The organism is Candidatus Rhodoblastus alkanivorans (assembly GCF_022760755.1).
In the GTDB taxonomy this organism is placed as follows: domain Bacteria; phylum Pseudomonadota; class Alphaproteobacteria; order Rhizobiales; family Beijerinckiaceae; genus Rhodoblastus; species Rhodoblastus alkanivorans.
The window spans coordinates 4085197-4111778 of sequence record NZ_JAIVFP010000001.1 but is presented as its reverse complement, the minus strand read 5'-3'; the positions used below and the strand labels follow the sequence as shown (position 1 = coordinate 4111778).

Genomic DNA, 26582 nt, shown 5'->3' with positions numbered 1-26582 from the left:
CGAACCCTTCGGGCCGGGGGCTTTCGCGCCGTCGCGGCGTCGGTCGGCTCGGCCGTGTCCCCGACACGGCCGTCGCCACCCTCCTGGCCACGGCGCGAAATCCCCTCGGCAGATGGCGTCAATATGGTCGGAAAACGCTCTAGCCCGTCCGGCATGTTCCCTTTTCCCGCGCGTTGGGCGAAAATTGCGCCGGGGAGAATCGCGTGGCTGAGGATAAAAAAAGAAACTGGCCCCTGTTTCATTCCCTGCAGGGCGGGGCGGCGAGCTGGCGGGCCGATCTCCTTGCCGGGCTGACGCTCGCGGCGGTCGCCGCGCCCGAGCAGATGGCGACGGCGCGGCTGGGCTCCTTCTCGCCGCATATCGGATTTTACGTCTTCATCGCGGGGTCGCTCGCCTTCGCGTTCTTCGGCGCCAACCGCTATCTCTCCTCGGGCGCGGATTCGACCATCACGCCGATTTTCGCGGCTTCACTCGCCGGCATGGCGCCGGCCGGCGGGCCGGAATATGTGACGCTGGCGGCCCTGCTTTCGCTCATGGTCGGGCTGTTTCTGGCGGGCGCCGGCCTGTTTCGCGCCGGATGGGTCGCCAATCTGTTCTCGATCCCCGTTCTGACCGGCTTCCTGGCGGGAATCGCCGTCCATATCGTCCTGTCGCAGACTCCATCTTTTTTGGGGATCGCCGCCGGATCGGGCGGCAGTCTTCAGCGGATCGCGGATATCGCCGGCCATATCGGCGAAACCAGGCCCGTGGCTCTGACGACGGGCGCGCTCTGCCTGGCGGCGATCCTTATGATCGAACGGATCGGCGCGCGCCTGCCCGGGCCCTTGATCACTCTGGTCGGCGCGACCGCCGCAGTCATGGCTCTTGGCCTCGAAGGCCAAGGGCTTCCCACCATCGGGGCCTTCGACGTCGCGCCGCCGCGCCCGGCCGCGCCCATTGCTGGTTTGGAAGATTTCACCAGGGTTCTGGGCCTTGCGGCGATCGTCGCGGTCATCGTCATGGCCCAGAGCGCGGCGACCTCGCGCTCCTTTCCCGGCATGCCCGGCGAGCCGGCCGAAATCGACCGGGATTTCCTCGGCCTTGGCGCGGGCTCGATCCTGTCAGGCCTGTTCGGCGGTTTCGCGGTCAATGCGAGCCCGCCACGCACCGCGATCGTCGCGGAATCGGGCGGCGAAACCCAGATCGCGGGGCTTGCCGCCTGCGTCGCAATCGCTCTGGTCGCGGCTTTCGGCGAGCCTTTCCTGCGCCATACGCCGGAGGCGGCGCTCGCCGCCATCCTTTTCTATATTGCGAGCCACATTTTTCGCCTCGGCGTCATGCGCGACATCGCCGCCCGCTCGCGTCCCGAATTTTTCCTTCTGCTCGCGACCCTGTTCGCTGTGGTCCTGATTCCCGTCCAGACCGGCGTCGCCCTCGCCATCATTCTCTCCCTCATCCATGGCGTGTGGACCATGACCCAGACCGATCTTCGCGTTTTCGAACGCCTGCCCGGCAAGACGGTGTGGTGGCCGGAAGACGAGGACGTCGCCGGCGAAAGACTCGAAGGCGTCAAGGTCGTCGGCTTTCAGGCGCCGCTTTCCTTCCTCAACGCCGAAAGGTTCCAGCGCCAACTCACCGAGGTCGCCGAGGCGCCGGGGCTGAAACTGCTCGTGCTCGAAGCCAGCGCCATCGACGTGATCGATTATACCGCGGCGCGGAGCCTCCTCGACGCGATCCGCCTCTGCCGCCACAAGGGGGTGGATTTCGCGGTGGCGAGGCTCGAATCCTTGCGGGCGCAGGCGGCCTTCGCCAGATATGGCCTGTTCGACGCCCTTGGCGGAGCGCCTTCGAACGAAGGGTCGCTCATTTTCCACACCGTCGATGAAGCGACGGGACGGCTCGCGCCCGGCGCGGCGGTCGCTCGCGCGGGAACAGGATTTCCAGAATGACGATGCCGGTTTCCGGACAAAAATCCTGCTGGAAATCACTTTAAACAGGAAGGCGCAGGCGCCAGAGAATCGATATGCACGGCTCGAAACAATCCATCTATGTCAGCGAGGACGAAAAGGAGCTGGCCCAGGCCATCATCAAGGAATTGTCCGGGCGCTATCGCGTGTTCTGGAGCGAGACCGGCGCGGAGGCCGTCGAGGCCGCGCTTTCGGGCCGCGCCACGGTTCTGGTGATGGACCGCAAGCTCAAGGGCGCCGACGGGCTGGCGCTGCTGGAAATGCTGCGCGCCAGCGGAAACCGGACGCCGGTTCTGATGATCAGCGCGATGGGCGGCGTGGACGATCGCGTCGCGGGCCTGCGCGCCGGCGGCGACGATTATCTGGTCAAGCCGTTCGCCATGGTCGAATTTTCCGCGCGCGTCGATGCGCTCGCCCGGCGCGAGGCCTGCGCCAACGCCCCGCATTTGCGCGCCGGACCGCTCGAAATGGACCTGATCGCGCGCAGGGTTCTGCGCGAGGGACGCTCGATCGACCTTCTTCCGCGCGAATTCAAGCTGCTCGAATATTTCATGCGCCGGCCGGGCCAGGTGGTCACCCGCAAGATGCTGCTCGAAGACGTCTGGAACTATCGTTTCAACACTCAGACCAATGTCGTGGACGTTCATATCCGCAATCTTCGGGTCAAGCTCGATGCGCCCGGCGAAAAAAAGCTGATCGTCAACCTGCGCGGCGAAGGATTCGTGCTCGATGTCGCCGCGTGACCTGATCCGCTCGACGCCCCTGAGGCTGGCGGCGGCTTTCGCCCTGGCGATCGTCCTGCTGACCGGGGGCGTGTTCGTCTTCGTTTTCGAGGCGGCGACGGCGTCGCGGATTTCCCAATTGCGCGCCGTTTTCGTCGATGAGGCCAGGAAAGCCGCCGCCAGCGACGACGCGCGCCTGCGCCGGGCGCTGTCGCTGCGGCTCACCCGCGATTTCCGGCGCCTCAATTATGTCGCGCTTTACGATTCCTCCGGCCGCCTCCTGTTCGGCAATCTCGACCGCAAGCCGGACATACCGGCGGACGGCCGCAGCCATTACCTGCCCGATTTCCGCCTGACCGCGGAGAGCGAGCCAGAGCCGACCCTGATGGTGGCGCGGGCGCGGCTCGATGGCGACGTCATCGTCCTAGGGCGCAGCATCGCGGAAGTCGACCTGCTGCGCTCCATTCTCGGCCGTGCTTTGTCCTTCGCCATTCTTCCGGTCGCGGCGGGCGCCCTCGCCATGGGATTCTTTTTCGCCCGACGCACCGCCGCGCGGATAAAGGACATCGACGGCGCGATCGCCGAAGTCGTGAACGGCGACCTGCGCGCGCGGCTGCCGAGCCGGTCGGGCCTCGACGAACTCGACGGCGTCATCGCCTCGGTCAATCACATGCTCGACGAAATCGAGCGCCTGATGAGCCAGCTTGCGACCGTCGGCGACAATATCGCCCATGACCTGCGCACGCCGCTGGTCAATGTCCGAGCCATTCTCGACCGGGCTCTGGCCGAGGCGCCCCGGGGCTCCAGCCTGCGCCCGCCGATCCAGAGCGCCCTGCGCCAGCTCGACCGCGCCATGACGGCGATCGCCGCCCTGCTGCGCGTTTCCGCCATCGAGCGCGAGCATCGCCATTCCGCCTTCGCCGAAATCGATCTCGCCGGCGTCTGCGCGGAGCTGCGTGAATTTTTTCTGCCTCTGGCCGAGGCCAAGGGCGTGAGTCTGCGCCTCGACGCGGCGAGGCCCGTGATCCGCAAAGGCGATCCCGACCTGATGCGCGAGGCGGTCGCCAATCTCATCGACAATGCGCTCAAATTCACCCCCCGCGGCGGCGCAGTGCGGGTTTCGGCGACGGAGGAGGCGGGATTGGCCCAAATCGAGGTCAGCGACAACGGGCGCGGCGTGCCGGCGGCCGAAGTCCACGATATTTTCCGCCGCTTCGCCCGGGCCACGAACGGCGCGGACCTGCCTGGCTCCGGCCTGGGCCTCAGCATCGTCGAGACCATCGCCCGCCTCCACGGCATGGACCTCGTTCTCGCCGATAACGCGCCCGGGGCCCGATTCAAATTGACGGAACGGAGCGCCACGGGGCCGGGAAAGGCCTGAAAATGTCGACGGCCGGCCTTGTCCACAGGCTTGGCCCCGCGACCGGCTGACGCGGCGCCCGGATAAAAAACATTTTAGTTTGCTCGGCTAAGGGGCGCCGACTATAACCCGGCGGATCGCGGGTCCATCGCCCGTCAATAGAGAATTTCGTAAGGTTTAATGCTCGCTCTCGTCAGTATCGCGCTCAAGCGGCCCTATACATTCGTCGTCATGGCGATGCTGATCGTCATTTTCGGCGTCCTATCCTGGGTTCGTACGCCGGTCGATATTTTCCCGGCCATCCGCATCCCGGTCGTCGCGGTGGTTTGGAGCTATAATGGCCTGCCGCCCGAGGACATGTCCGGACGCGTCATTTATTATTACGAGCGCACGCTCAGCTCGCAGGTCAATGACATCGAGCACATCGAATCTCAGTCGCTCGCCGGCTATGGCGTGGTGAAGGTCTTTTTCCAGCCGACGGTGAACATCAACGCGGCGCTCGCCCAGATCACCGCCGCGTCGCAGACCGTCCTGAAGCTTTTGCCACCCGGCATCACGCCGCCATACGTGCTGAGCTTCAACGCTTCCAGCGTGCCGGTCATCCAGCTCGCTTTGTCGAGCAGCTCCCTGCCCCAGTCGAAGATTTTCGACTTCGGGCAAAATTTGATCCGTCCCCAGCTGGCGACGGTCGCCGGCGCGGCGGTGCCTTCGCCATATGGCGGCAAGGTGCGGCAGGTGCAGATCGACGTCGATCAGGCGAAGCTGCGCGCCTATGGCCTGTCGCCGGACGACGTTGTCCGCGCGGTCGGCAATCAGGATCTGATCATCCCGGTCGGCACCCAAAAGATCGGCGACAAGGAATATGTCGTCCATCTGAACGATTCGCCGAAGACGGTCCCCGAGCTCAACCAATTGCCGATCCGGACGGTCGACGGCGCGACGGTGCGCGTCGGCGACGTCGCCTATGCCCACGACAGCTTTCCGCCGCAGATCAACATGGTTCGCGTCGACGGCTCCAACGCCGTGCTGATGACCATCCTCAAGGCCGGCTCAGCCTCGACGCTCGACGTCATCAACGGCGTCAAGGCGCTGCTGCCGCGGGTGCGCGAAATGCTGCCCGCAGCGCTCAAGCTTGTCGCCGTCGGCGACCAGTCGCCCTTCGTCGAAAACGCGGTCCATTCGGTGATCTTCGAAGGCGTGCTGGCGGCGGCGCTGACCGGCCTGATGATCCTGATCTTCCTGGGAAGCTGGCGCTCGACCGTCATCATCATCATTTCCATCCCGCTCGCCATCCTGACCTCGGTCACCCTGCTGGCGGCGACGGGCGAAAACATCAATGTCATGACCTTGGGCGGCCTCGCTTTGGCGGTCGGCATTCTGGTGGACGACGCCACGGTGACGATCGAGAACATCAATTTCCAGCTCGAACAGAAAAAGGAGATCGAGGCGGCGATCATGGACGGCGCCCGCCAGATCGTCATTCCGGCCACGGTCTCGCTTTTGTGCATCTGCATCGTGTTCGTGCCGATGTTCAGCCTCGGCGGCATTTCCGGCTATCTGTTCCGGCCGATGGCCAAGGCGGTCATTTTCGCGCTGATGGGCTCCTATCTGCTGTCGCGCACTTTGGTGCCGACGATGGCGAACTACCTCCTGGCGGGACACGCTCACGATCCGGACGCGCCGGCGCGCACGATATTTGGACGGTTCCAGCACGGGTTCGAGCGGCGTTTCGCCGCGACGCGCCGCGGCTATGAGGGCGTGCTGGTGGCGGCGATGCGGCGGCGGAAAATATTCATCGCCGGCTTTCTGGGCTTCGTCGCCGTTTCCCTGGCCCTCGTGCCGACATTGGGCCAGAATTTCTTCCCGGCGGTGGAGACGGTTCAGATGAAGCTCCATGTCCGCGGCCCCACCGGGCTGCGCATCGAGGAAACCGGTCGGTTGTTTTCGCGCGTCGAGAGCGCGATCAAGGAGATCGTGGGCCCGGGGGTCATCTCTTCGATGGTCGACAATATCGGCCTGCCGATCAGCGGCATCAACATGGCCTACAGCAATTCGGGAACGATCGGTTCCGCCGATGGCGACATTCTGATCACTCTGGAGGACGGCAAGGAAAAGGACAGCGGGAAGCTTGTCCGCAAGCTGCGCGAGAATCTCCCCGAGCTTTTCCCCGAGGCGACCTTCTCCTTCCTGCCGGCGGATATTGTGACGCAGATCCTCAATTTCGGCCTGCCGGCTCCGATCGACGTTCAGGTCATCGGTAACAACCAGGTCGCCAACCGCGCGCTGGCCAACAGGCTTCTGAAGCGCATCGCCCAGGTGCCGGGCGTCGCCGACGCCCGCATTCAGCAACCGGCGGACCAGCCGACGATCAACGTGGATGTCAACCGCATTCTCGCCAACAGGCTTGGCGTGTCCGAAAAAGACATCGCCACGTCGATGCTCATCACCTTGGCCGGTTCGATCCAGACCAGTCCGGTTTTCTGGCTCAATCCGAAGAATGGCGTGTCCTATCCCGTGGTGGTCCAGACGCCGCAATATTGGATGAAGTCGCTTCAGGACCTGGCGAGGATTCCAGTGTCGCTCGGCAAGTCGCCGCAGATCCTGGGCGCGGTCGCCGATATCGGGCGCAAGGAAACCGACGCCGTCGTGTCCCACTATAATGTTCAGCCGGTGATCGACATTTTCGCGAGCAACACCGGACGCGATCTCGGCGCCGTCTCCGCCGACGTCATCAAGATCCTCGACGAATTCCAGTCGCAGCGCCCCCGCGGCACGCAGATCGTCCTGCGAGGCCAGACGGCGACGATGAATTCCGCTTATGCCCAGCTCTATGAGGGATTGGCGCTCGCGGTCGTGCTGATCTATCTGCTGATAGTGGTCAATTTCCAGTCCTGGACCGATCCTTTCGTGATCGTCTCGGCGCTGCCGGCGGCGCTGGCGGGCGTGGCCTGGATGCTGTTTGCGACCCACACGACCCTTTCCGTTCCGGCGCTCACCGGCGCGATCATGACCATGGGCGTGGCGACGGCCAATTCGATCCTGGTGGTCAGTTTCGCCCGCGAGCAGCTGGCCGAGGGGCTGGAGCCCTTCGAGGCGGCGCTGAACGCCGGCGTCGGACGTTTCCGGCCGGTGCTGATGACGGCGCTCGCGATGATCATCGGCATGGGGCCGATGGCGCTGAGCGCCGAGCAGAACGCGCCGCTCGGCCGCGCCGTGATCGGCGGCCTGATTTTCGCAACCGTAGCTACCCTGATTTTCGTTCCCGTGGTATTCGGCATGGCCCATTCGCGCAAGTCGAGGCCTTCCAACGAGGCGTCCCATGAAAAATGAACTAGCCTCCGAGGCGCAGACCATTGCCGTGCGCGGACGAAGCGTCGGCCCTTGGCTGATTCTGGCGGCCGCCGTGCTTCTCGCCGCTTTCGTGGCCTATTCGTTCTCGCAACGCTGGCAGTCGGAGAAACAGCTCGCGGAATGGACGCGCGGGCGCGCGATACCGAACGTGAGCGTCATCGAGCCGACTTACAACACGAAGCCGGAGGCCCTTTCGCTTCCGGGCAAAATTTCGGCCTGGTACGAGGCCTCGATCTACGCCCAAGTCGCGGGCTATATCAAGAACTGGCAGACCGACATCGGCGCCGTCGTCAAAAAGGGCGATCTGCTCGCCGTGGTGGACACACCCGAACTCGACGACCAGCTCGCCCGGGCGAACGAGCAGGTGAGTCGCCAGGAGGCGGCCCTTGAGCTCGCCAAGGTTACGTCCGAACGCTGGGCGGCGCTGCGCAAGTCTTCGGCGGTTTCCAAACAATCCGCGGACGAAAAGGCCAGCGATTATCAGGTCAAGCTGGCCGATCTCGGCGCGGCCAAGGCCAATCTCGAACGGCTGAAGTCCCAGAAATTGTTCGCCCGGATCGTTGCGCCCTTCGATGGCGTCGTCACTGCCCGCAATATCGACATCGGCTCCTATGTGGCGCAGGGGGGCAACGCCAAGCCTTTGTTCAAGGTTGCCGACGTTCACGCCGTGCGTCTCTATGTCCAGGCGCCGCAGGTCTATTCCGCCGTTCTCACCCCGGGCATGAAGGTGGTTTTCACCACGCCGCAGTCGAAGGGCCGCAAGTTCCACGGCACGATCGCCACGACCTCCAATTCGATCGGCGCGGCCAACGGCAGTCTTCTCGTCGAAGTCGACGCGCCTAACCCCGATGGCGCCCTGTTCCCCGGCTCCTATGCCGACGTTCATTTCGAATTGCCGATCAATCCCCACCAGCTGCGCATTCCCTCGAGCGCCCTTTCGACCGGTGAGCACAACACGCGCGTCGCAACGGTGGACAAAGAAAACCGGATCAAGTTCAAGGATGTGGTCATCGCCAAGGATTTGGGGGCAGAAATCATTATCGCCTCCGGCCTGGGTCCCCACGACCGCATCGTGAACAATCCGTCCGAAACATTGGCCGATGGCGACGTCGTCCACATTTCCTCTCCGAAGTCGGCGGAAGCCCAGGAATGAAGTTGGGTTTTTCCCCCTCCCTCGCGCTGCGAGTCGGAATCTGCGCCGGCGTCTTCGCGCTTGCCGGCTGCGACCTCGCGCCTCCTTATGCGCGGCCGAAGTTCGCCGCACCGCAAAAATTCAAGGACAGCGCGCCGCCGGGGCGGCGCGCTGCGCTGACCGAAGATTGGTGGCGGACCTTTCGCAACCACGAGCTTGACCGGCTCGAAGCACTGATCGAACTCGACAATCCGGACTATGCCGCGGCCCTCGCGAGATACCAGCGCGCCAAGGCGTTCCTCGACCTTGCGAATTCGGCGTTCTTTCCGACCGTCATCGGTATGCCGGAGCTGAGCTACAACAAACAGTCGCAGCATCGGCCGCTTCGCTCGCTGGATCAGCCGAATTATTTTGGCGCCAACCAATTGTTCGGCCAACTGAGCTGGGAGATCGACCTGTGGGGCCGGGTTCATGACCTTGTGACGGCGGCCAAGGTCGGCGCCCAGGCCAATGACGATCTGCTCGCCGCCGCCCGGCTCTCGCTCCACGCCTCCTTGGCCAGAACCTATATTGCCTTGCGGGGCGCCGACGCCCAGGCCGCTTTGCTTGCGCGCACGATCAAGGTCTATCAATCCGCGCTCGACCTCACCCAGGAGCGCCTCAACGAGAATATCGCGCCACCGATCGACGTCGAGCGCGCCAAGGTTCAACTCGCCAATGCGAAAGCGGCGGCCGCCGAAATCGCCCAGGGGCGCGCCGTGCTGGAAAACGCCCTCGCGGCGATTGCCGGCCAGAACGCATCCCTGTTCAAAATCCCGCCCTCCGCCGTCCAGCCGGCGACGCCGCGGCCGCCCCGCGCCGCTCCGGCGAGCCTGCTGCTGCGCCGCCCCGACGTGGCGGCGAGGGAGCGGCTGCTTTATGCGACGAGCGAGCGGATCGGCGCGGCCAAGGCCGATTTTCTGCCGCGCTTTTACATTCTTCTGTCCGGCGGCACCCAGTCGACCAATCTCGATCTGCTGAATTTCCATAATTCCTTGTGGAGCTACGGGCCGGCGCTCTCGGCGCCGATCTTCGACGGCGGCGAGCGCCAGGCGGCGCTGGACGCGGCGCGCGCGGATTTTTCCGCCGCAGCCGCCGATTACAAGGGCTCGGTTCTCGCCGCCTATCAGGAGGTCGAAAACGCGCTCGCCTCCATCAAATGGCTGGGGATCGAAAGCGCGTCGCTCTCGACCGCCGCGAAAGCCGCGCAGAGGGCGCTGGACATGTCCATGAGTCTATACAAGGATGGCGCGGCCTCGTCGCTGGATGTCGTGACTTCTCAGTCGGCTGCGCTCCAAGCCGAGCGCGCCGATCTTGCGGCGAAGACGCGCCTGCTCGAGCAATATGTCGAACTGATGCTGGCGCTTGGCGGCGGGTGGTCGGGGCAGGCGCCGCCGCCCCAGCCGCCGCAAGTTCCCAATATCGCGGTGCTCGGATGGCGGGGTCAGGATCCCAGCGCGCAGGGCAAGCCGGCGATCACCGCCGAAGCGGGAGGGCATTGACGGTGGAGGATATGGCAGGCAAGGGCCGCTGCGACCAGTGCGGCTTCTGGAAGATGGCGCGTCCGCGCGAAGGGTGGTGCCGGCGGCACGCGCCCAAGCCTTCGAGCGTTTCGGACCGGATTTCCCATTGGCCGACGACGCATGGCGGGCAGGGGTGTGGGGAATTTGCGGCGGCGGACGCCAATAATGAACCTGTCGCCTGCAACGATTGCGTCTATTGGCATCAGCCTGCGCTGGGCCTCCAGCCTGTCGATCGCGGCGACAAGCTGGGATCGTGGTGGGCAGAGGCGGGGCTTTGCGTCCGTCGTGCGCCGACGCCCGTGTCCGAACCGGGGCCGCGCGCTTTCTGGTGCGCGACCCATCACGCGGACGGCTGCGCCGATGGCCGCCACGCCGCGAAAAACGACGGGGCGTGAGCCCTTCCGGCCCGGCTCAGTCGCAGACCCTGACATAGGGGTGCTGGAAATCCCAGTAGGTATTGATAACGCGCTCGCGCCAGACGCAGCGGGCGGCGCCCCGATGCGTCGAATAGACGGTCATTTGGTAATCCTGCGGGTCGCCGCCATACCAGCTAAGGTAATGGTGCGGATCGAAATGGTCTTGTCCCCCGGACCAATAGGCGCCGGGATCCACCTGCCCCGGATCGCCCGACCAATAGGTTTGACCCTGGGCTGTCCGCACCGTTGCGGCGGCGGGGCTGGCGGCGAAGGCGGCAAAAGCGGCGAGCGCCAACGCTTTGGATAAAAAAGACAAATTTTGCATCTTTCGATCTCCTTGGCCGGGTCGGGCCCTGGACCCGACGAGGTATTAGGCTTCTGGCGGCGACGGTCCTTTGAGACCGGGGCGGAAGGAGCGTTGAACATTTTTAAAATGGGCGCGAACCAAGGCGGACCAACGGCGGCGGCGACTAAAATATTTTTTAATGGCGCAGGTTTGGGAGCGGCCCTGGCGCTTCGGGATCGGCGCAGGCGCAATGGAGCCGGGATCGCCGTACATGCGGCCCGATTCTTCCGCCGAGACGGCAGGATCGAGGGACGGTTCCGCTTGTTTCGTGCGCGATGACGCGCTTCATTGCGCCGCTTCGAAAAAGCCCTGGCCCTCGTCGCGGGAGAAATCGACGCGGTCGATGCGCTCGCCGGCGCGCGCGATCTTTTCCGATGAAACGAGAATCGCGGAAAGGTCGTCCTGCGACTGGCGGAAATGGCTTTCGAGTTTCAGCGCGCGCTGGCGCAGGCGGGCGACGTCTTCGACGAGGCGCCGCGTTTCGGCCTGGATGACATGGGCCTGGTCGCGAACCAGAGCGTCGCGGACCAGAGCCTGCAGGACCTGGATCGCCATGAGCAGCAGCGAGGGCGAGACGATCAGCACCCGGGCGCGATGGGCCTTCTGAATCACGTCGTCGAAATGTTCGTGCAAATCGGCGAAAAGCGATTCCGAGGGCACAAACAGGATCGCGACGTCCTGGGTCTCGCCGGGCAGGAGATAGCGCTCGGACACGTCCTTTATGTGTTTGGCGAGATCGCCGCGCACCCGCGCCTGCGCCGCCTTTTTGGCCGCCTCGTCGCCGGCCTCCTTCAGGGCGGTGAAAGCTTCGAGCGGGAATTTGGCGTCCACCGCCAGAATCTTGTCGTCGCCGGGCAGTTTCAGCGCGCAATCGGGCCGCGCGCCGGTTGAGAGCGTGTGTTGAAACGCATAGGCGCTTGCCGGCAGGGCGTCGCGGATGATCGCCTCCATCCGTCCCTGGCCGAAGGCGCCACGCGCCTGTTTGTTGCCGAGAATCTCCTTCAGGCCGACCACTTCCTCGGTCAGCCCGGCGAGCCGATTTTGCGCGGCGTCGATCAGGGCGAGGCGTTCATTGAGCGCGCTCAAATTGACCAGCGTCGCCCGGGTCGAAGTCTCCAGCCTTTCATTGACGCGATGGGCCGAAGTATCGAGCTTTTCAGCGACCGCGCGCGCGAAATCGGCCTGGCGGCCGCCGAGAATTTCGGCGAGCGTCTGCAGGCGGCCGGCCATTTCGGCGTGAGATCGCGCGAGCGCCTGCATCTGCGCGTCGCCCCGCGCGCGCCTGTCGCGCGCGAAAAGGCCGAGCGCGAACAGGGCCAGCAGCGCGACCGCGGCGACGAGTTCATAGGCCGTTGCCGGGAAATTGAAAATATCGAACAGAAGGTGATCCGTCATGGCGCGATCAAAGCAGGAATCAATGAACAAAAATCGAACATATTACAGCTTATGTGCACAGCCCATTTGACGCGTCCCGCCAGCCCACTTATCTCAGAAGGCAAATTCCGCTAGAGTTCGCTGTCATGGCTATCCGTTCTATCCTGTGTCTTCCGGACCCCCGCCTGCGCGCCGTCAGCCAGAATGTCGGCGTGGTGGACGATTCCGTGCGCGCCCTGATGGATGACATGCTGGCGACCATGTATGACGCGCCCGGCATTGGGCTTGCCGCGATCCAGATCGGCGTCGCCAAGCGCGTCATCGTGATCGATCTCGCCAAGAAGGACGAGGAACCGGCGCCTCTATTCGTCGCCGACCCCGAAATCCTCGAACGTTCCGACGATTCCTCGATCTACGAGGAAGGATGTCTCTCGGTGCCGGATTATTACGAGGAGGTGAGCCGCCCGGCGAAGGTGCGCGTGCGCTTTCTTGACCGCGACAACCAGCGCCGTGAGATCGAGGCCGAAGGTCTGCTCGCCACCTGTCTCCAGCACGAAATCGACCATCTCGACGGCAAATTGTTCATCGACCATCTGTCGCGGCTGAAGCGCGAGCGCGCGATCAAGAAATTCGCCAAAGCCGCCCGCCTCACCGAGCCGGCTGCCCCGCGCGCGCCGGAAATCCGCGAGAAACTGGGCTGATTCATGCGCGTCATTTTCATGGGCACGCCGGATTTCGCGCTGGCGCCGCTCGCCGAAATTTTTGGCCGCGGCCATGAGATCGCGGCGGTCTATACCCGCGCGCCGAAACCCGCCGGGCGGCGCGGACTGGAACTGACGCCGTCGCCGGTCCATGCGGCGGCGGAAAAATATGGCCTTAGGGTCCTGACACCGAGGAATTTTCGCGAGCCCGAGACGATCGAGGAATTCCGATCCTTCGACGTCGATGTCGCGGTGGTTGTCGCCTATGGGCTGATCCTGCCCCGGCCGGCGCTGGAGGCGCCGAAATTCGGCTGCCTCAACCTTCACGCTTCGCTTTTGCCGCGCTGGCGCGGCGCGGCGCCGATCCAGCGCGCGATCATGGCTGGCGATCGCGAGACCGGGGTCGAGGTGATGCAGATGGAGGAGGGGCTCGACACCGGCCCCATCGCCATGGCCGAGAAACTGACGATCACGCCTGAGATGACCGCGGGAGAGGCCCATGACCGGCTCTCCGCGCTCGGCGCCGATCTGATCGGCCGGGCGCTGGCGGCTTTGGAGCGCGGCGGGCTGCAATTCCAGCCCCAGAGCGAGGAAGGTGTGCTTTACGCGCGCAAGATCGACAAGGCCGAGGCGCGGGTCGATTTCAACCGGTCGGCGGGGGAATTGCACAATCTCATTCGCGGACTGTCGCCTTTCCCCGGCGCTTTTTTCGAGGCGGATTTCGGCAGGGGACCGGAACGGGTGAAAATTATGCGCGCCGCGCCGGCCGTGGGCGCGGGGAAGCCTGGCGAAGTGCTTGACGAAACGCCGCGCGTCGCCTGCGGCGACGGCGCGATCCGGCTGCTGGAAATCCAGCGCGCGGGGCGGAGCGTCGTTTCCGGGGAGGAGTTTTTCCGCGGGGCGCGGCTTACCGTCGGCGATGTTCTTGTCCAGGCGCAGCATGCCGCGCTATAAGCTCGTCATCGAATATGATGGGACCGGTTATGTCGGCTGGCAGCGGCAGGCCAACGGGCTTTCGGTCCAGGAAATCATCGAAAGCGCGCTCTCCCGGCTCGAACCGGCGCGGGGGGGCTTGCGCGGCGCCGGGCGCACGGACGCCGGGGTCCATGCCGCGGCGCAGGTCGGCCATGTCGATCTCGCGCGCGAATGGCGTCCCGACAAGTTGCGCGAAGCGTTGAACGCGCAGATGCGGCCGGAAAAGGTGGCGATTTTGCTGGTCGAAGCCGCGGCCGAAGATTTCGACGCGCGCTTTTCGGCCAAGGCGCGGCATTATCTCTTTCGCATCGTCAATCGCCGCGCGCCGCTGACTTTCGACGCCGGGCGCGCCTGGCTCGTCAAGCGCCCGCTCGACGCCGCCGCCATGCATGAGGCGGCGCAATGTCTCATCGGCCGCCATGATTTCTCGACTTTTCGCGATTCCGACTGCCAGGCCGAAAATCCGGTGCGCACCCTCGATAAGCTTGACGTGGTCCGCAAGGGCGATGAAATCCACATTCACGCCAGCGCCCGCGCCTTTCTGCATCGCCAGGTGCGCTCGATGGTCGGCTCTCTGGAGCATGTCGGCTCGGGCAAATGGCGCGCGGAGGATTTGAAAGCGGCGCTCGGCGCCTGCGACCGCGCCCGCTGCGGCCAGGTCGCGCCGGCGGCGGGGCTTTATTTGATCGGCGTGGATTATTGACGCACGGTCATCGAGTCCCTGATCAGGAGCGCGGTGAGAACGACATGGGCGGCGACCGCCGGCCAAAGCAGGACGCCGTGCAGGCCCGCGAAGAGACCAAGATAGGCTAGACCGAGTGCGACGGCGCCGCTGTAGATCAGCATGCCGAGCGACGGCGGGTCGGGCCAGCACGCGACGCTGAGGCCGATCAGGGCGATGCCCGCCACGCGCGCCATGGCCGCCGCGACGCCCGCCAACGACGTACCCAGCAGAAGTTCGCCGACCAGCGACGGGACCAGCAGCAAGGCCAGTCCCGTCAGCGCCTCGCCGACCGACGCGATGATCAGCGCTTTGTTCATGCCCCCTCGCATCGGTTCAACCTTAATCAGGCTTGCACTCGTTGAGCGGCGGGACCTTGCCGTTGAGCTTGGCGGCCAGCGCCGCCGCCCTGCCGATGGGTGCGCCGACATAGATGGTCGAGCCGGTCTTGCCGTTGGCGGTCGCGCTCTTGCAATATTTGAAGAACGATTTGTCGCAGGGGTAGGGCCCGAGGATTTGAAAACCTTGCGAGCGGCCTGATTTGGCCTGGGTGATGGGGCAGGAGCAGATGATCTGTCCCTTCGGGATCGACTTGTCGAAGCCCGGGAAACTCATTTCTTCCGTGCTCTTGAAGCAGATTCCGCCGTCGCACTGGGCATAGGCGCCGTCGGAACTGTTGCTCGGGCACGTATAGACGGCGCCCCCGCCTTGCGGCGACGCGATGGATTCCGGCAGGCTGTAGGTGCTGATCATGTAATTGGCTTTGACGCCGGCGGCGTTGGTGGCGCAGATGTCCTGGTCCTTGCCCATCGTGAACGGCAGGCTGATGCTGTCGTCATGTTTCACGTCGCATTGGCAATAGGCGACGCCGTCATAGACATTGCAGCGCGCCGCGGCGCAAAGCGCATAGGTCTGGTTCTTGCAGATCTTGAAGGACGAGCCGGCCATCGCTCCAAGCAGCGAATTGAGGCAGGTTTTGGAAAGCTGGCCCATCTTGTTCTGAACGCAGCTTTTGAGCCGCCCGACATCGGGCAACACGTCCGAGCAGAGTTTCCAGACATCGCCGGAACAGGCGCGGAAGATTCCGAAATCCTTTTCGATGCCCTCCTGCGCCTTTGAAGGCGCCGCGAGGCCAGCGATCAACAGAAGCGCGACGGCCAAAAACGCGCCGATCGGCCGCGCTGGTGCGGCCCATTTCCACAATGAGCGCATGTTCCCCTCTCCTTTGCCGCGCAACGCTGGCGTCTCGGCAAGAGCGGCCCTCGCGCGGCCCGCGATTGATATGCATGTCATCCGTAAAAGCCGGGGCGGTCCCGCGCCGCCCGGACAGCGAGCAAGTTATCCTGCCACGTTTCGGCCGTATTGACTTTGACGAGCCGAAATTTGACTGTTTGGGAAAGCTGCGGTCGGGGCGCCGTCTCGACCGGCGGATCGAGTGTTCTGGAAGGAAAGGCGGCGGCGATGGACCTCACCGCTCAGAGCAGGCGGCGCGAAGCGACCGCCAAGATCCGCAACATCGCCGCCATTCCCGTCGTGCTCCGCGAGCTTGGCGCCGATGTCGACGCCGTATTGCGGCGCGCGGGCCTCGATCCCCTTATTTTCTCGGACCCGGAAAACGTGATGCCCTATGCGGCGCTCGGGCGGCTGGTAGCCGAAAGCGTGGAGGCGACGGGCTGCGAAAGCTTCGGGCTGCGCGTCGGGGCCAGAACGAAAGCGAGCGCCATCGGCCTCACAGGGCTCGTTGCGTTGCATTCCTCGACCGTGCGCGAGGCTTTGCGCGTCATCAACGACACGCTCAGGACAAGCGAGACCGGGGGAGCGACCTTTCTCGATATCCACGAGAATCAGGCCTCGTTCGGCTATGCCGTCACGGCGCCGAACATCGAGGCGGTCGATCAGATCGAGGACGGCTCGGGAGCGATCGCTTGCAACATCATGCGCCAGCTCTGCGGTCCGCAATGGCGCCCCCAACGGGTCCGTCTCGGTCGTGCGCCGCCCCGCGACAAGGCGCCATTCCTGCGTTTTTTCGAAGCGCCGGTCGATTTTCTCGAGCCTTGCTCCTGCCTCGTCTTCGACGCGGCGATCCTTGGCCAGCCGGCGCGCGAGCGCAGGCCGGATTATGTGGACGTCCTCGCGCCGCTCCTCGAATAGGCGGTCGCCAGCGCCCCGGGCGATTTCCTTTCCGCCGTCAGGCTCGTCATTCGCAGCCAGATCGGGACGGGCGGGATGTCCCGCGACGATGTCTGCCGCGAGCTGGGCGTCAGCGCCCGGACTCTCGCCAATCGCCTGGAAAGCTACGGCGCAACCTATTCAAGCCTTGCCGACGAGGCGCGATTCGAGGCGGCGCGAAGCCTGTTGACCAAAGACGTCCCGATCGCGGCGGTCGCGGCGCAGCTCGGCTTCGCCGAGCAAAGCGCCTTCACCCGCGCCTTCAAGGCCTGGTCGGGACTGGCGCCGGCGCGATGGCGCGCGGCGCGGCGTGGCGAAAGGGGGAGCGCGCGATGAAGGTCGCTCTGGCCGCCGTGCTCGTCATCGCCTGTTTTTGCGGCCGCGCGCTTGCGGCGGACATCCTGACCGAGGCCGACGCCGGGGTCGTCCGCGCCGTCGCGGCAGGCGAGACGATCGCCCTGCGCCTGCCGGAAAATCCTTCGACCGGCTACGTCTGGGCGATCGAGGTCGATCCGCCGTCAGCCGCGGCCGTGGTCGCCGACTATTGGACCGCGCGGAGCGGGCTGATCGGCGCGCCGGGAACCCGCGAATTCACTCTTGCGGTCAAACGGGCGGGGCCGTTTTCGATCCGCGTCAAGAACCGGCGCCCCTGGGAGGGCGACGCCTCGGCGACGCAAAGATTGATTTTCCGTTTTGACGCGCGATGACGGCGCTCAATTCACTTTTTCGCCGGGATAGACGCCCCAGAGATTGGTCTGGATCATATAGCCGTCATAGCCGTCGATTTTCACGCGACACCATTTTCCGTCGCAGGACTTCACGCTGACGATGACGCCCGGCGCGAGCTTGACGACGATTCGCGCGTCATTGTTCGAATCGGCGCGCAAAGGGAGGGGCGGGACGTCCTTTTTCCAAGGGGCGACGAGCGCGGTGCGCTTGCCGGACAGAAGCGAATGGAAGACCCAGCCTTCGGCCCCTTCCGAATCGCGGATGCGCCGCCAGGTGTCGAATTCGGCGGTGATCTCGACCGGCAGTCCGGCGCGCTGGTAGATCCATTTGGTGGCGTGGTCCTTCGACGGTCCTTCGCGCAAATTCACATGATCCGACTTTAGACTGACATAACGCGGCAGCGGCAGGCCGGTCACAGGGCCGACGGCTTGCTGCGCGCGCGCCGCCGAAAAGCCGGCAAACACGAGCGCGGCGCCGGTCAGGGCGGCCAAAACCCGCGCGCGCGCCATCGCGATGAAGGAAAAGCGGAGAAGCCGCCGCGTCCAGTTCGCCATCTCGCTGTCTTTCTTTGTCCCGCGCCCATCCGCCGCCGAAGCGGCAAAAGGATCGCCGTCCTTGTTTTTGCCAAGGCATCTGCTAGGAAGCAGGACGGCGGCGCCGGGAGAAATCGTGTTACGATCTTTCTCGCCCGACCATCGTTAACGACTGGTTTAGGCGAGCGCCGTCGCGCGGACCGACGCGAACGGCGCAGGGAGAAACGGAATATCCATGGGCAAAACCGCGCCGCTCGTCATCGTCACTCGCAAGCTTCCCGAGCCGGTAGAGGCGCGCATGCGCGAATTGTTCGATGCAAGGTTCAACGAAACCGACGCGCCGATGACTCAAGGCCAATTGGCCGAGGCGATCCGCACCGCCGATGTTCTCGTGCCCACCATCACCGATCGCATCGACGCCCATCTCATCGCCCAGGCCGGCGAGAGCCTCAAGCTCATCGCCAATTTCGGCAATGGCGTGGACCATATCGATGTCACCTCGGCGCTGCGGCGGGGCGTCACCGTCACCAATACGCCCGGCGTGCTGACCGAAGACACCGCCGACATGACCATGGGCCTGATCGTGGCGGTGTCGCGCCGCCTCGTCGAGGGCGCGGGCGTTTTGGTCGCCGGACCCTGGGCCGGCTGGACGCCGACCTGGATGCTCGGGCGGCGCATCACCGGGAAGCGCCTGGGCATCGTCGGCATGGGCCGAATCGGCCAGGCCCTCGCCCGGCGGGCGAAAGCCTTCGGCCTGTCGATCGCCTATCACAACCGCCGCCCGGTCGCCCCGGCGATCGAGCAGGAGCTCGGCGCGACCTTTTACGATTCGCTCGACCAGATGCTGGCCCGCGTCGATATCGTTTCGGTCAATTGCCCGCAGACGCCGGCGACCTTTCATCTCTTGTCGGCGCGCCGCCTGAAACATCTCCATTCCGGCGCGATCATCGTCAACACCGCGCGCGGCGACATCATCGACCAGAACGCCCTGGTTCGCATGCTGGAGGCGGGGGAACTCGCGGGCGCCGGGCTCGACGTGTTCGAGCACGAACCGGCGATCTCGCCCCGGCTGCTGAAACTGGCCGAAAACGGCAAGGTCACTTTGCTTCCGCACATGGGCTCGGCGACCATCGAAGGCCGCATCGACATGGGCGAGAAAGTCATCATCAATGTGAAGACTTTCATGGACGGCCACCGCCCGCCGGACCGCGTGCTTCCGTCCATGCTGTAAGCGCGCGCGCTCTTGAAACGAATATAACCCGACGCCATATCCGGGCGGTGAAAACCGCGGGGGCGCTCCGGGCCCTCGGCTTCCACGAGGCGCCTGAGAGGGCTTCGAAATGTCGCGTCCGACTTTGATGAATTCGCCCTTTCTTCTGGGCTTTGATGAGATTGAGAAGGCCTTGGAGCGCGTGACGCGCACCGCCTCCGACGGCTATCCGCCCTATAATATCGAGCGCCTGCCTCGCGACGGCAATCTGCCGGAGCGGCTGCGCATCACGCTTGCGGTCGCGGGCTTCAGCCGTGACCAGCTCGCGATCACGCTTGAAGAGGGTCAGCTCGTCATTCGCGGTCGCCAGCAGGACGACCGCGAACGCCAGTTCCTCCATCGCGGCATCGCGGCGCGCCAGTTCCAGCGCGCCTTCCTCCTCGCGGAGGGGATGCAGGTGCTCGGCGCCGATCTCGCCGACGGATTGCTGTCGGTCGATCTCGTCCGCCCAGAACCGGAGCGAATCATTAAGAATATTGAGATCACTGTGCGGAGCTGAACTTCAGTCCGCACGCTGGGCGCGTCTCTTCGAGAGAGCGCAGAAAGGGTGAAGACAATGACCAACGAACATCACCATCACGTTCCGGGACCGCTGACACCCGACCAGTTTGTTCATCTCGGCCAGGGCGCGATCGCCTATGTCCGGCCGATGAAGTCGGAAGAAGCGCAGGCCCTGTTCCCGCAAATTCAGGGGCTCCAGCCCGGCATGCAGCTGTTCGCGCTGGTCGGCGCCGATGGCGAGCCGATCGTGCTTGCCGACAGCAAGGCCGCCGCCGTCGCCAACGCCTGGGAGCACCAGCTCGCCACGGTGAGCCTGCATTGACGTCGATCTTCTCGCCGCGAGGGTTGTCATTGCGAGCGCGGCGAAGCCTTTCATAAGGACGGCGCGCGAGCTTCAATCGGAAGCCTGCGCGATCGCCTCCAGAAAAGGCTCGCCATAGAGCGCGATCTTGCGCTCGCCGACGCCGTAGATTCCGCGCAATGCATCGAGCGTCGCCGGGCGCCGTTCGGCCATTTCGAGCAGGGTGCGGTCGGCGAAGACCAGATAGGCGGCGACGCCCTCGTCACGGGCGATCTCGCGCCGCAATTTGCGCAAGGCTTCGAATATTTGGTTCTCGCCAGGCGTCGTTTCTCTGGCGCCGGCGGCCGCCGCGTCGCGGGCCGTCTTTGATGTCTGGCGCGGCGCCTTTTCGCGCGGCGGGTCGTCGCGCAACATGAAACCCTCGCGCCCGCGCAAAATGGCCTCGCCCTTTTCGGTCAGGGCGAAGCCGCCATGTTCCGCGCTTGCCGTGCGCAGGGCGCCGGCGGCGAAGAGTTGGCGGAAGGTCGAAGCCCAGTCCTGCTTGGTCCGGTCGGCGCCGACGCCAAAAGTTTTAAGCGCATCATGGCCGTTGCGGCGCAACGCCTCATTGTCGGCGCCGGTCAGCAGGTCGGACAGATAATTGAGGCCGAAGCGCTGGCCGGTGCGGTAGACGGCGGAAAGGGCCTTCTGCGCCTCGATCGCGCCGTCGCGGACAAGGATTTCGCCGCGGCAGAAGTCGCAGGCGCCGCAGGGCGGCGCCTGTTCGTTGAAGTGGCCAAGCAGGATTTGCCGGCGGCAGGCGGCGGCTTCGCACAAAGCCCCGAGCGCCGAAAGGCGCTGGTGCTCGAAGCGGCGGCGCTCGTCGCCGAGGTCCTTCTCGTCGATCTGGCGGCGGCGCAGGGCCATGTCCTCAAGCCCGTAAAGCGTCAAGGTCTCGGCGGGCAGGCCGTCGCGCCCGGCGCGGCCGATCTCCTGATAATAGCTTTCGATGCTCGACGGCATGTCGGCATGGGCGACGAAGCGCACGTCCGGCTTGTTGACCCCCATGCCGAAGGCTATCGTTGCGAAGGCGATAACCCCGTCCTCGCGCAGAAAACGGTCCTGATTGGCGTTGCGCCGCGCCTGGTCGAGTCCGGCGTGATAGACAATTGTTTCAAACGACTGTCCGGCGAAAAATTCGGCGAGACGCTCGGTCCCGGCGCGCGAGGCGCAATAGACGATGCCGCTTTGACCCCGGCGGGCGCTCAGAAAACGCAGCAATTGCTTGCGCGGCTGGTCCTTGGCGGCGAATTTCAGCGCAATATTGGGCCGGTCGAAGGAATGGACGAAGACTTTCGGCGGGCTTGCAAACAGCCGCTCGGCGATTTCGGCGCGCATCGCGGAATCCGCGGTCGCGGTAAAAGCGATCGCCTGGACCGCGCCGATCTTTTCCACGCTCTCGCGGATCAGCCGGTATTCCGGCCGGAAATCATGGCCCCATTCGCAAATGCAATGGGCCTCGTCCACGGCGACCCGGCTCACTCTCGCGTGCGAAAGGGCCTCGGTCAGGCCGTCGAGGGCGAGCCGTTCCGGCGAGACATAAAGCAGTTTCAGCGCGCCGGCGCGGATGTCGCGCCAGATTTTCGCCGCCTCTTCCTCGCTGGTCTGCGAGTTCAAAGTGGCGGCGGGAACCCCGAGCGCGCACATCTGGCCGACCTGATCGCGCATCAAGGCGATCAGCGGCGAAACGACAAGGGTGAGCCCGTCGCCGAGCAGGGCCGGCAATTGATAGCACAGGCTTTTGCCCGAGCCGGTCGGCATCACCGCCAGAACCGGCGCGCCCGACAGGATCGCGCCGACGATCTCTTCCTGGCCTGGCCGGAAATCGGCGAAACCGAAGACTTTTTTCAAAATCTGTTTTGCCGCGGCCAAATCGCTCATGGCGCCTCCGCGCGGGAAAGAGGGGAAAGCGAGCCATTGCACACTGTGAAAATATCGGCGCGGCCAATCAAATCGTCAAACAGACTCGCATCCGCTCCGGTCATCCAGATCTGGCCGCCAAGCGCAGCGAGCGCATCGAACAAGGCGCGGCGGCGACGCGGATCGAAATGGGCGGCGATCTCGTCGAGCAGGACCAGCGGCGCAATGCCGCTCATCGCCGCGACCAGTTGCGCATGCGCCAGCACCAAGCCGACCAGCAAGGCCTTCTGCTCTCCGGTCGAGGCGCGGCGGGCATCGCATTGCTTGGGTCCGTGGCGCACGATGAGGTCCGAGGCCTGCGGCCCGATCAGGGACCGTCCGGCGGCGGCGTCCCGCGCCCGGTTGTCGCGCAGCAGCACCCGGAACATTTCCTCCGCCTCCAAAGCGGGGCGCTCGGCGGTCAGGCGGTCGATTTCGCCTTCGAGCGCAATATCCGCCCAGGGGAAGGGCGATTCGGCGTCGCGTCCGGCCGCGATCAGCGCCGCGAGCCGCTCCACCGTCTCGCGCCGGGCGGCGGCGACGGCTATGCCCAATTCCGCGATTTCGCGCTCGGCGGCGTCGAGCCAGATTTTTTCGCCGCGCCGCTCTTCCAGCAATTTGTTGCGGTTGCGCAGTGCCCGCTCCAAAGCGCCGACCCGCGCGCCATGCTCGCTGTCCACGGCGAGAACGAGGCGGTCGAGAAAGCGGCGCCGCTCCCCGGCGGGTCCGGCGAAGAGGCCGTCCATGGCGGGCGTCAGCCAGACGATGCGAACATGGTCGGCGAAGGCGCGGGAGGAGGAAACGGGCTCGCGGTCGATGCGGTATTTTTTCTGGGCGCCTTCCGGCGCCATTTCCGCGCCGGTCCCGAGCTGGAGCGGGCCGCCGGCCTCGCCGGTCAGCTCCAGCGATACGGCGAAGCCGCCCCCGCCGCCTTCGCGGGCGAGGTCGGCAAGCTCGGCGCGCCTCAGGCCCCGCCCCGGCGTGAACAGAGAAATCGCCTCCAGCAGATTGGTCTTGCCCGCGCCATTCTCGCCGGCAAGCGCCGCTATATTGGCGGAAAGCCGCAGGTCGAGCGCGGCATAGGAGCGGAAGTCGGCGAGGACGACGCGCCTGATGCGCAGCGCGCGAAATGGGGAATCGCCGGCGGGAAAAGTCATGCCCCGCTTTTACCGTCCGCGGCGCGGCGGGGCCAGAGCCGCGACAATTGACCACGGTGCATTTGTGGTCAAAATGTGGTTAATAAAGAATGGCTGAACAGAGGCGGCGCGCCGAAGTGCCGCGACCGAGCCTATAGCCTGCAAAGCAGGAGGCTTCGATGACTCTCCTTCGTGAAAAAAGCAAGGTTCCGGTTTCCGACAAGGTCAAGACCGATCGTTCCTTGGACCCAATGCCGCCGGCTGGTCCGCATGACCGTCCGGAACTGACGAATTACGACGCCTGCCCTGGCGCCGGCATGTTCCCGGCGCAGGTCGGAGTCGGCATCGAGTCAGATCCCGGCGGCGGCTGAGTAAAATGGTGGTCGGGACTTGATTGCGGCGCGCAAATTTGGCATAGGACCGGTTCCGATTTCCGGCTGAGGGAGAACCCCGGCCAAATGTTTCCGGGGTCGAAAATGAAAGTCCGCAACTCGCTCAAATCCCTGCGCACGCGCCATCGCGACAACCAGCTGGTCCGTCGCAAGGGCCGCGTCTATATCATCAACAAGACGCAGAAGCGCTACAAGGCCCGCCAGGGCTGAATTTCCGGCGCGCCAAGCCCGAATTGTGCAACCCCGGCGCTTTGTCGGGGTTTTGCTTTTCAGGATGGGCCAGGACGATCCCTTCAACCTCCAGCGTTTCGTCGCCGCGCAGGACGGCATGTTCGAGCGCGTGCGCGCCGAATTGCGCGCCGGACGAAAGCGCAGCCATTGGATCTGGTTCGTTTTTCCCCAGATCGAGGGATTGGGCTTCAGTCCGACGGCGCAATTCTACGCCCTTTCCTCGCTCGACGAGGCCCGAAGCTTTCTCGCGCATCCCGTGCTGGGTCCGCGATTGCGGGAATGCGTGGATCTGGTCAACCGCATCGAGAGCCGCAGCCTGTTCGAAATTTTCGGCGATCCCGACGACAAAAAATTCCGCTCCTCGATGACCCTGTTCGAGCGCGCGGCGCCGGACGAAAAGCGTTTCGCGCAGGCGCTCGACAAATATTGCGCCGGCGCCCGCGATCCGCTCACGCTCCAAAAACTTGGCCTTTGAGAACGATTGGCGGCGGCGCGAAAAAAGGCTTTAATCGCCCTATGTCGGCGCGTCTCCTCTTCACCTCTCTTCTGATCGCGATCCTGTCGGCGGCGCCGTCCGGCGCCCAAGGGCTGAAGCCGCCGCCCAAACCCGCGCAGGTCGACCCGGCGCAGATACGCGCCAGGGCGCTCGACGATCTGTTGGCGCGATTGCGCGAGGCGCCGGACCCGGAGGCCGCCGCGTCGATCCGCGCGATCATCGAAAAGATATGGGCGCATTCGACCTCGCCCACCGCCAATCTGCTGATGGCGCGGGCGGAAGTCCTGCTCAAGGCGGACAAGGGACCGGCGGCGGAAGCCCTGCTCGACCGCATCGTCCTGCTTTATCCCGACTGGACGCTCGCTTGGCGCCGGCGGGCGCAATCCTCTTTGCTTCAGGGCGACAGCGAGGGCGCCATGCTCGACCTCGATCGCGCCCTGAATGTCGATCCGCGCAATTTCCTGGTCATGACCGACCTCGCCAATCTGATGCGCGCCGCCGGCCACGACCAGCCGGCGCTGGAGCTGCTACGCCGGGCGCGCGGCTTCGACCCCCAGAACGAATCCCTGCGCCGCGAGACGGACCAATTGCAGCGCCAGGTCGAGGGCCAAAGAATCTGACGACGAGAATCTGACGATTGGGGCCGATCGACGAATCCGGGGCGTTCGCGCCTCTCGAATCCGGCTTCTTTTGTGTCGCGGCGGCGCCGTGTAACGTGGTAATGCCTTTCGCCATGGGCGAATGCGCCCTCAGCGGCGAGGGAGCCTGTTCCCCTTGAATCCTGACGCAGTTTCACCTGAAATGATGCAGGATTTCCTGGCTCCCGATGAGGTCGCTCGGGTCCTGGAGGGTCGTCTTGGCCGGTTTCATGCGCGCCAGCGCCTGGGCATAGAACGCGACCACGAAGCCCAGGTTTTCGGTCAGGGATTGACCTTTTTCCATTTCGAGAATGTTCCCGGCTCCGCGGTCGCGATCGAGGCGCTGCTCCGGCTTTCGGGCGCCTTCTGGCGCGGCCGGGAAAATGCGGCCAGGGTCGAACTGCGCGAGAACAGGATCGTTTCGGCCCGGATACCCGAAGCCTTCGACGGCTTCACCATTCTTCATCTGTCGGATTTGCACGCGGATATGAGCGTCGAGGCCATGAAGCGCACGCGCGCGCTCATTGCAGAGGCCAAATACGATTCATGCGTCCTGACCGGCGACTATCGCGGCCAGACATTCGGGCCCTATCTGCCGTGTCTGCAGGCCATGCGGGAATTGATCGAGGCGATGCGCGGCGACGTCTATGGCGTTCTCGGCAATCACGACACCATTCGGATGGCGCCGGATTTGGAACGAATGGGCGTCCGCATGCTTCTCAACGAGCATGTCGTCGTCGAACGGGGCGATGCTTCGATCTTTCTCGTCGGCGTCGACGACGCCCATTTCTTTCGCGTCGACAATCTCGAAAAGGCGGCGGGCGTCGTTCCGGACGACGCCTTTTCGATCCTGCTGTCGCATACGCCCGAAATCTATCGCCAGGCCGCTCATGCCGGTTTCGATCTGATGCTTTCGGGACATACCCATGGCGGGCAAATCTGTCTGCCCGGCGGCTTCCCCCTTACGCTCGAAGCGCGTCTGCCGCGGCGCATGGGGCGCGGCGCATGGCGCTACGGCGAAATGGCCGGCTATACTTCGGCGGGATGCGGCGCCTGCATCGTTCCCGTTCGTTTCAACTGCCCGCCGGAGATCACCTTGCATCGGCTTGTCAGGTCGGGCTGAGGCGAAGGCGTCTCTTCAATAAGGCTCTTTGCGCAGGCCGATTTTGTAAAACAGGCGCGAAAAGACGATTTGCCCCAGGAAAAACGCCAGAATCGTCAATAGGACGTCGAAAAGCGTGAGCGGCAGCGCCAATTGCGCCGCCAGCGCGCCGAACAGGGCTTCGGGGATTTGATCGAGTCCGGTCGCCTTGCTGCTTGCCGGCAGGCGGAGACGGCGCTTCACGAAGCTCGAAAAAATATCGCCCGCCATCGAGGCCGCGGCGATCAAGGCGCCCGAGCGCCAGTCGAGGCCGAGCAGCGGCGCCGCGCCAGCCGTCGCGCCGACTGAGGCGACGATTCCGCGGATCGTTTTCGCCGGCCCCAAGATCGGCCGTGCGTCGGGAAAAGCCTGATTGAAGTCGAGCGGCCAGGCGGCGACGCCGCCCATGAGCCTGGCTGCGATCACCGGCGCGCTATTGGCGACCGCCAGGAGGACAAGGGCGCGCAGGATCGAATCGGGGTTCAAGGCTGTGCCGCCTGG

The 26582-nt window shown here is 64.8% G+C and carries 30 protein-coding genes; 21 read left to right on the top strand and 9 right to left on the bottom strand.

Going from position 1 to position 26582, the window contains the following annotated elements:
* Window positions 1–203: 203 nt before the first annotated feature.
* From K2U94_RS19170 to K2U94_RS19140, 7 genes are all read left to right on the top strand, one after another.
* Entirely contained in the window at window positions 204–1928 is a 1725-nt protein-coding gene (locus K2U94_RS19170; protein ID WP_243068748.1) for a SulP family inorganic anion transporter, read from the top strand.
* Between the two features lie 74 nt (window positions 1929–2002).
* Window positions 2003–2689: a response regulator transcription factor gene (locus K2U94_RS19165; RefSeq protein ID WP_243068747.1), complete on the top strand. Its 687-nt coding sequence runs from the start codon at window positions 2003–2005 to the stop codon at window positions 2687–2689.
* Window positions 2676–4049 (top strand): sensor histidine kinase, encoded by a 1374-nt coding sequence (locus tag K2U94_RS19160; protein ID WP_243068746.1) that lies wholly within the window; start codon window positions 2676–2678, stop codon window positions 4047–4049. The genes K2U94_RS19165 and K2U94_RS19160 overlap by 14 nt, the downstream gene beginning before the upstream one ends.
* Before the next feature lie 159 nt (window positions 4050–4208).
* Entirely contained in the window at window positions 4209–7358 is a 3150-nt protein-coding gene (locus K2U94_RS19155; protein WP_243068745.1) for an efflux RND transporter permease subunit, read from the top strand.
* Window positions 7348–8532, top strand: a complete 1185-nt coding sequence (locus tag K2U94_RS19150) for an efflux RND transporter periplasmic adaptor subunit (protein ID WP_243068744.1) — start codon at window positions 7348–7350, stop codon at window positions 8530–8532. Before K2U94_RS19155 ends, K2U94_RS19150 begins: the two co-directional genes overlap by 11 nt.
* On the top strand, window positions 8529–10052 hold the full coding sequence (locus K2U94_RS19145) for an efflux transporter outer membrane subunit (protein ID WP_243068743.1): 1524 nt from the start codon (window positions 8529–8531) through the stop codon (window positions 10050–10052). The genes K2U94_RS19150 and K2U94_RS19145 overlap by 4 nt, the downstream gene beginning before the upstream one ends.
* A 2-nt stretch (window positions 10053–10054) precedes the next feature.
* Window positions 10055–10468, top strand: a complete 414-nt coding sequence (locus K2U94_RS19140) for a hypothetical protein (protein ID WP_243068742.1) — start codon at window positions 10055–10057, stop codon at window positions 10466–10468.
* A 16-nt stretch (window positions 10469–10484) separates the two neighbouring features.
* Here K2U94_RS19140 and K2U94_RS19135 read toward each other — a convergent pair whose 3' ends face one another.
* Both K2U94_RS19135 and K2U94_RS19130 read right to left on the bottom strand, forming a co-directional pair.
* Window positions 10485–10814, bottom strand: a complete 330-nt coding sequence (locus tag K2U94_RS19135; protein ID WP_243068741.1) for a hypothetical protein — start codon at window positions 10812–10814, stop codon at window positions 10485–10487.
* A 306-nt stretch (window positions 10815–11120) separates the two neighbouring features.
* Window positions 11121–12230, bottom strand: coding sequence for a DNA recombination protein RmuC (locus tag K2U94_RS19130; RefSeq protein WP_243068740.1), 1110 nt, complete (start codon window positions 12228–12230; stop codon window positions 11121–11123).
* A 125-nt stretch (window positions 12231–12355) separates the two neighbouring features.
* Between K2U94_RS19130 and def the strand changes: the two genes are divergently transcribed.
* The 3 genes from def to truA are packed head-to-tail and all read left to right on the top strand — an operon-like array spanning window position 12356 to window position 14588.
* A complete protein-coding gene (gene def / locus K2U94_RS19125; protein WP_243068739.1) occupies window positions 12356–12910 on the top strand; it encodes a peptide deformylase in 555 nt (184 codons plus the stop codon).
* Between the two features lie 3 nt (window positions 12911–12913).
* A complete protein-coding gene (fmt, locus tag K2U94_RS19120) occupies window positions 12914–13864 on the top strand; it encodes a methionyl-tRNA formyltransferase (protein WP_243068738.1) in 951 nt (316 codons plus the stop codon).
* On the top strand, window positions 13851–14588 hold the full coding sequence (gene truA, locus K2U94_RS19115) for a tRNA pseudouridine(38-40) synthase TruA (protein WP_243068737.1): 738 nt from the start codon (window positions 13851–13853) through the stop codon (window positions 14586–14588). Before fmt ends, truA begins: the two co-directional genes overlap by 14 nt.
* Here the strand turns inward: truA and K2U94_RS19110 are convergent.
* Together K2U94_RS19110 and K2U94_RS19105 are read right to left on the bottom strand one after the other, a co-directional pair.
* Window positions 14582–14926: a hypothetical protein gene (locus K2U94_RS19110; protein ID WP_243068736.1), complete on the bottom strand. Its 345-nt coding sequence runs from the start codon at window positions 14924–14926 to the stop codon at window positions 14582–14584. The two genes, truA and K2U94_RS19110, sit on opposite strands and share 7 nt — an antisense overlap.
* A gap of 22 nt (window positions 14927–14948) precedes the next feature.
* Window positions 14949–15818: a hypothetical protein gene (locus K2U94_RS19105; protein WP_243068735.1), complete on the bottom strand. Its 870-nt coding sequence runs from the start codon at window positions 15816–15818 to the stop codon at window positions 14949–14951.
* Window positions 15819–16067: 249 nt separating this feature from the next.
* On the opposite strand from K2U94_RS19105, the gene K2U94_RS19100 reads away from it, so the two are divergent.
* The 3 genes from K2U94_RS19100 to K2U94_RS19090 all read left to right on the top strand — a co-directional run bounded on the left by K2U94_RS19100 (window position 16068) and on the right by K2U94_RS19090 (window position 17482).
* Window positions 16068–16757 (top strand): AraC family transcriptional regulator, encoded by a 690-nt coding sequence (locus tag K2U94_RS19100; protein ID WP_243068734.1) that lies wholly within the window; start codon window positions 16068–16070, stop codon window positions 16755–16757.
* A gap of 75 nt (window positions 16758–16832) precedes the next feature.
* Window positions 16833–17111, top strand: a complete 279-nt coding sequence (locus tag K2U94_RS19095) for a helix-turn-helix domain-containing protein (protein WP_243068733.1) — start codon at window positions 16833–16835, stop codon at window positions 17109–17111.
* Window positions 17108–17482, top strand: coding sequence for a protease inhibitor I42 family protein (locus tag K2U94_RS19090; protein ID WP_243068732.1), 375 nt, complete (start codon window positions 17108–17110; stop codon window positions 17480–17482). The genes K2U94_RS19095 and K2U94_RS19090 overlap by 4 nt, the downstream gene beginning before the upstream one ends.
* 6 nt (window positions 17483–17488) lie before the next feature.
* Here K2U94_RS19090 and K2U94_RS19085 read toward each other — a convergent pair whose 3' ends face one another.
* Window positions 17489–18058 (bottom strand): SH3 domain-containing protein, encoded by a 570-nt coding sequence (locus K2U94_RS19085; protein ID WP_243068731.1) that lies wholly within the window; start codon window positions 18056–18058, stop codon window positions 17489–17491.
* A 214-nt stretch (window positions 18059–18272) separates the two neighbouring features.
* Here K2U94_RS19085 and K2U94_RS19080 point away from each other — a divergent pair, with 214 nt between their 5' ends.
* From K2U94_RS19080 to K2U94_RS19070, 3 genes are all read left to right on the top strand, one after another.
* On the top strand, window positions 18273–19268 hold the full coding sequence (locus tag K2U94_RS19080; RefSeq protein WP_243068730.1) for a 2-hydroxyacid dehydrogenase: 996 nt from the start codon (window positions 18273–18275) through the stop codon (window positions 19266–19268).
* Window positions 19269–19377: 109 nt separating this feature from the next.
* Entirely contained in the window at window positions 19378–19806 is a 429-nt protein-coding gene (locus K2U94_RS19075) for an Hsp20 family protein (protein WP_243068729.1), read from the top strand.
* 57 nt (window positions 19807–19863) lie between these two features.
* On the top strand, window positions 19864–20130 hold the full coding sequence (locus K2U94_RS19070; protein ID WP_243068728.1) for a BQ00720 family protein: 267 nt from the start codon (window positions 19864–19866) through the stop codon (window positions 20128–20130).
* A 72-nt stretch (window positions 20131–20202) separates the two neighbouring features.
* On the opposite strand, the gene recQ is transcribed toward K2U94_RS19070, so the two are convergent.
* Together recQ and recF are read right to left on the bottom strand one after the other, a co-directional pair.
* A complete protein-coding gene (gene recQ, locus K2U94_RS19065; protein WP_243068727.1) occupies window positions 20203–22029 on the bottom strand; it encodes a DNA helicase RecQ in 1827 nt (608 codons plus the stop codon).
* Window positions 22026–23204 (bottom strand): DNA replication/repair protein RecF, encoded by a 1179-nt coding sequence (gene recF, locus K2U94_RS19060; protein WP_243068726.1) that lies wholly within the window; start codon window positions 23202–23204, stop codon window positions 22026–22028. Before recF ends, recQ begins: the two co-directional genes overlap by 4 nt.
* 158 nt (window positions 23205–23362) lie before the next feature.
* Here recF and K2U94_RS19055 point away from each other — a divergent pair, with 158 nt between their 5' ends.
* The 4 genes from K2U94_RS19055 (at window position 23363) to K2U94_RS19040 (ending at window position 24922) form a co-directional block, all read left to right on the top strand.
* On the top strand, window positions 23363–23554 hold the full coding sequence (locus tag K2U94_RS19055; protein WP_243068725.1) for a hypothetical protein: 192 nt from the start codon (window positions 23363–23365) through the stop codon (window positions 23552–23554).
* 105 nt (window positions 23555–23659) lie between these two features.
* Complete coding sequence (gene ykgO / locus K2U94_RS19050) at window positions 23660–23785, top strand: type B 50S ribosomal protein L36 (RefSeq protein ID WP_088521155.1); 126 nt, start codon at window positions 23660–23662, stop codon at window positions 23783–23785.
* Window positions 23786–23849: 64 nt separating this feature from the next.
* On the top strand, window positions 23850–24281 hold the full coding sequence (locus K2U94_RS19045) for a DUF1810 domain-containing protein (RefSeq protein ID WP_243068724.1): 432 nt from the start codon (window positions 23850–23852) through the stop codon (window positions 24279–24281).
* Between the two features lie 41 nt (window positions 24282–24322).
* On the top strand, window positions 24323–24922 hold the full coding sequence (locus tag K2U94_RS19040) for a tetratricopeptide repeat protein (RefSeq protein WP_243068723.1): 600 nt from the start codon (window positions 24323–24325) through the stop codon (window positions 24920–24922).
* Window positions 24923–25094: 172 nt separating this feature from the next.
* Here K2U94_RS19040 and K2U94_RS19035 read toward each other — a convergent pair whose 3' ends face one another.
* A complete protein-coding gene (locus K2U94_RS19035; protein ID WP_243068722.1) occupies window positions 25095–25244 on the bottom strand; it encodes a hypothetical protein in 150 nt (49 codons plus the stop codon).
* On the opposite strand from K2U94_RS19035, the gene K2U94_RS19030 reads away from it, so the two are divergent.
* Complete coding sequence (locus K2U94_RS19030; RefSeq protein WP_243068721.1) at window positions 25230–26063, top strand: metallophosphoesterase; 834 nt, start codon at window positions 25230–25232, stop codon at window positions 26061–26063. The genes K2U94_RS19035 and K2U94_RS19030 overlap by 15 nt on opposite strands.
* A 15-nt stretch (window positions 26064–26078) precedes the next feature.
* Here K2U94_RS19030 and K2U94_RS19025 read toward each other — a convergent pair whose 3' ends face one another.
* On the bottom strand, window positions 26079–26567 hold the full coding sequence (locus K2U94_RS19025; protein ID WP_243068720.1) for a CDP-archaeol synthase: 489 nt from the start codon (window positions 26565–26567) through the stop codon (window positions 26079–26081).
* Between the last annotated feature and the right edge of the window lie 15 nt (window positions 26568–26582).

Excerpts from the sequence above, each read along its gene's own strand:
- fmt (WP_243068738.1), top strand. The coding sequence starts at position 12,914 with ATGCGCGTCATTTTCATGGGCACGCCGGATTTCGCGCTGGCGCCGCTC.
- K2U94_RS19095 (WP_243068733.1), top strand. The coding sequence starts at position 16,833 with ATGTCCCGCGACGATGTCTGCCGCGAGCTGGGCGTCAGCGCCCGGACT.
- ykgO (WP_088521155.1), top strand. The coding sequence starts at position 23,660 with ATGAAAGTCCGCAACTCGCTCAAATCCCTGCGCACGCGCCATCGCGAC.
- K2U94_RS19085 (WP_243068731.1), bottom strand. The coding sequence starts at position 18,058 with ATGGCGAACTGGACGCGGCGGCTTCTCCGCTTTTCCTTCATCGCGATG.
- K2U94_RS19055 (WP_243068725.1), top strand. The coding sequence starts at position 23,363 with ATGACTCTCCTTCGTGAAAAAAGCAAGGTTCCGGTTTCCGACAAGGTC.
- K2U94_RS19075 (WP_243068729.1), top strand. The coding sequence starts at position 19,378 with ATGTCGCGTCCGACTTTGATGAATTCGCCCTTTCTTCTGGGCTTTGAT.
- K2U94_RS19040 (WP_243068723.1), top strand. The coding sequence starts at position 24,323 with ATGTCGGCGCGTCTCCTCTTCACCTCTCTTCTGATCGCGATCCTGTCG.
- K2U94_RS19090 (WP_243068732.1), top strand. The coding sequence starts at position 17,108 with ATGAAGGTCGCTCTGGCCGCCGTGCTCGTCATCGCCTGTTTTTGCGGC.
- K2U94_RS19045 (WP_243068724.1), top strand. The coding sequence starts at position 23,850 with ATGGGCCAGGACGATCCCTTCAACCTCCAGCGTTTCGTCGCCGCGCAG.
- K2U94_RS19150 (WP_243068744.1), top strand. The coding sequence starts at position 7,348 with ATGAAAAATGAACTAGCCTCCGAGGCGCAGACCATTGCCGTGCGCGGA.
- recF (WP_243068726.1), bottom strand. The coding sequence starts at position 23,204 with ATGACTTTTCCCGCCGGCGATTCCCCATTTCGCGCGCTGCGCATCAGG.
- K2U94_RS19130 (WP_243068740.1), bottom strand. The coding sequence starts at position 12,230 with ATGACGGATCACCTTCTGTTCGATATTTTCAATTTCCCGGCAACGGCC.
- K2U94_RS19155 (WP_243068745.1), top strand. The coding sequence starts at position 4,209 with ATGCTCGCTCTCGTCAGTATCGCGCTCAAGCGGCCCTATACATTCGTC.
- K2U94_RS19080 (WP_243068730.1), top strand. The coding sequence starts at position 18,273 with ATGGGCAAAACCGCGCCGCTCGTCATCGTCACTCGCAAGCTTCCCGAG.
- K2U94_RS19160 (WP_243068746.1), top strand. The coding sequence starts at position 2,676 with ATGTCGCCGCGTGACCTGATCCGCTCGACGCCCCTGAGGCTGGCGGCG.
- K2U94_RS19100 (WP_243068734.1), top strand. The coding sequence starts at position 16,068 with ATGGACCTCACCGCTCAGAGCAGGCGGCGCGAAGCGACCGCCAAGATC.
- recQ (WP_243068727.1), bottom strand. The coding sequence starts at position 22,029 with ATGAGCGATTTGGCCGCGGCAAAACAGATTTTGAAAAAAGTCTTCGGT.
- K2U94_RS19105 (WP_243068735.1), bottom strand. The coding sequence starts at position 15,818 with ATGCGCTCATTGTGGAAATGGGCCGCACCAGCGCGGCCGATCGGCGCG.
- K2U94_RS19145 (WP_243068743.1), top strand. The coding sequence starts at position 8,529 with ATGAAGTTGGGTTTTTCCCCCTCCCTCGCGCTGCGAGTCGGAATCTGC.
- K2U94_RS19165 (WP_243068747.1), top strand. The coding sequence starts at position 2,003 with ATGCACGGCTCGAAACAATCCATCTATGTCAGCGAGGACGAAAAGGAG.
- K2U94_RS19070 (WP_243068728.1), top strand. The coding sequence starts at position 19,864 with ATGACCAACGAACATCACCATCACGTTCCGGGACCGCTGACACCCGAC.
- K2U94_RS19135 (WP_243068741.1), bottom strand. The coding sequence starts at position 10,814 with ATGCAAAATTTGTCTTTTTTATCCAAAGCGTTGGCGCTCGCCGCTTTT.
- truA (WP_243068737.1), top strand. The coding sequence starts at position 13,851 with ATGCCGCGCTATAAGCTCGTCATCGAATATGATGGGACCGGTTATGTC.
- K2U94_RS19110 (WP_243068736.1), bottom strand. The coding sequence starts at position 14,926 with ATGAACAAAGCGCTGATCATCGCGTCGGTCGGCGAGGCGCTGACGGGA.
- K2U94_RS19035 (WP_243068722.1), bottom strand. The coding sequence starts at position 25,244 with ATGGAAAAAGGTCAATCCCTGACCGAAAACCTGGGCTTCGTGGTCGCG.
- def (WP_243068739.1), top strand. The coding sequence starts at position 12,356 with ATGGCTATCCGTTCTATCCTGTGTCTTCCGGACCCCCGCCTGCGCGCC.